This is a genomic window from Shewanella sp. SG44-6, from assembly GCF_014164185.1.
Taxonomy (GTDB): domain Bacteria; phylum Pseudomonadota; class Gammaproteobacteria; order Enterobacterales; family Shewanellaceae; genus Shewanella; species Shewanella vesiculosa.
On the sequence record NZ_JACJER010000251.1, the window covers coordinates 1 to 1,964 of the forward strand.

A 1,964-nucleotide genomic window follows, 5' to 3' on the forward strand; every position below is an offset into this window, starting at 1 on the left:
ACGATGATTTGACAGCTAAATGACAGACGAAGTAGATGAATTTGTTGATTGATTTTAATTTGACTGCAAAAGCAGTCAAATAAGTTAGGCTCGCCTATTGACTGGCGGGAGGCTCATATGTGTTAGAGCTCGATGAACACTTCGTCATCGATTTTTCCTTCAGGTCGATATATTGCAAAATTACCAGATAAATTAACAATTAACCAGCCGCCTTCCCATGGTGCTTTGCCGTAAAGTTCACTAATACTAGTTTCTTTTTCACTTGAAATACCATTTGAGCAATAGAGAAAACCTAACTCATTTGATGAATTAATATCGATGGAATTCCTGAAATAAGATTTATCCAGCAATTTATAAAATTCATGGTCTAGAGTACGAGCAAATTTAACATGGTTCTTGGAATTTGAAAGAAAACCTAAAACACGATCACGTTTAGGTTTTAGTATTGCATTACCAATAAATTTGCGTAATCCATCGCTGATTATCACGTCAATCCCTCAAGAGCTCTAACGCTTTGCATATGAGGATTTTAGGAGCGCTTTTTCAGCGAGTAAAATTCCCACCATGATGCACTTGTTAGCTAGCATTACGCTGCCCCCAATTAATGACTAAAACATAGAGACTGTAAAAGTAACTTAATGGCCAAATAAAGGCGATAATTATGCTTAAAAATTTACTCTTGTTTTTGAAGCAATGAATGATTGAACAGACCCACAAATAGAACAGTGAAAACAATGAAATCATAAGAAGTAGCATTTCCCAGATGTACATTTCCTCACCATCTAAACTCAAATCTGCTACACGGATATCTCCAAGATAACTTAATAATATAAAGTACCCAAACATAGACATACTAAGCATCATAAGTAGAAATAGTGATTTGGGATTTACGAAAAATTTCATCATGCTCGCTAACGCAAAGCTAAGCGGCGTGCGTTAGCACGTCCTTGCTTGAGCGCCTTGTTATAGCGTTTTATTCCCATGAAACGCCGCACTTTATTTCTGGATACTCATTCATAAGATCTTCAAAACATTTATGTAGCTGAATATATGAAGCTGGGAGATTAGCCTTAAAAGAATCAGTACCTGTGAATTTTATTTGAGCAGGTAGCTCAACCAAGCCAGTAATTGAATCCCAAAAGGCATCCCAGTTTTTTCCGTAGAAATTTGGAAAGCCCAGCCTTGCAGCAAGCTGCTCATGCAGAACCGTTTCATTTTGAATGTTACTTAAATCGATTCGCATATTTTTACGCTATAACGCCGCAATAAAAGGCGAGCGTTAGCGAGTCCAGCCCACGTTTTTTGTGGGCGATTTTTCATTGCCTTGTTATACGATTGCAAGCGCTTCATCTTGAACAGTTACCTCGCACCCTTTTTCAGTTGGCAGGAGATTTGACTTGTCTGGCCAAAACATTACCAGCGCCCTAAATTCCTTTCCGTAATAGTCCACGGCAGTGCCTAGGTATTCTTTGTAAGCGGAACTGATAATGGGCTTGAACATCACCTCAAAATCTCCGCCGATTATATTGCCAAGTTTTTTATTAGGCTCCATTTTCACGCCAGACTTTATGTCTTCGAGGATGTCCGCGATTATCGCGTGAGCCGAATCTTTTTTAAGCCCAAAGATAACTATTTCTGGGTGATCGAATGTTTCTTCTAAACCGACTGAGTACGAGAAATCTTCATGCTCGCCGTTTGGATCGAATACAAAGAGAAAATGCCACCCGTACTCTTCGATATTCTTCTTTATTTCATTCTTGCTCATACTCGACTCGTATAACGCCCCAAGCAGGGGATTTTATGAGTGTTTTTCAGCGAGTAAAATTCCCGCTGACTTGGCTTGTGTACGCCCAGCATGGGCATGAACTAATGAGGTGAAAGTCCTCTGTAGGAAGGTCACCGTTACTCTTATTAATTAGAGAATAACATACTGTTATTAAACGTTAACTACTAGTGAATGGCAA

At 39.0% G+C, this 1,964-nt stretch carries 3 protein-coding genes; all 3 read right to left on the reverse strand.

Going from position 1 to position 1,964, the window contains the following annotated elements; genetic code table 11:
* Positions 1-122: 122 nt before the first annotated feature.
* The 3 genes from H5185_RS21850 to H5185_RS21860 all read right to left on the reverse strand — a co-directional run bounded on the left by H5185_RS21850 (position 123) and on the right by H5185_RS21860 (position 1,765).
* Positions 123-488 (reverse strand): hypothetical protein, encoded by a 366-nt coding sequence (locus H5185_RS21850; RefSeq protein WP_182743232.1) that lies wholly within the window; start codon positions 486-488, stop codon positions 123-125.
* Positions 489-973: 485 nt separating this feature from the next.
* Entirely contained in the window at positions 974-1,243 is a 270-nt protein-coding gene (locus H5185_RS21855) for a barstar family protein (protein WP_182743234.1), read from the reverse strand.
* 84 nt (positions 1,244-1,327) lie between these two features.
* Complete coding sequence (locus H5185_RS21860) at positions 1,328-1,765, reverse strand: DUF4262 domain-containing protein (protein ID WP_182743236.1); 438 nt, start codon at positions 1,763-1,765, stop codon at positions 1,328-1,330.
* Positions 1,766-1,964 lie beyond the last annotated feature (199 nt).

What these genes read in the sequence shown, in the direction of transcription:
- H5185_RS21855 (WP_182743234.1), bottom strand. Translation starts at nt 1,243, where the DNA reads ATGCGAATCGATTTAAGTAACATTCAAAATGAAACGGTTCTGCATGAG.
- H5185_RS21860 (WP_182743236.1), bottom strand. Translation starts at nt 1,765, where the DNA reads ATGAGCAAGAATGAAATAAAGAAGAATATCGAAGAGTACGGGTGGCAT.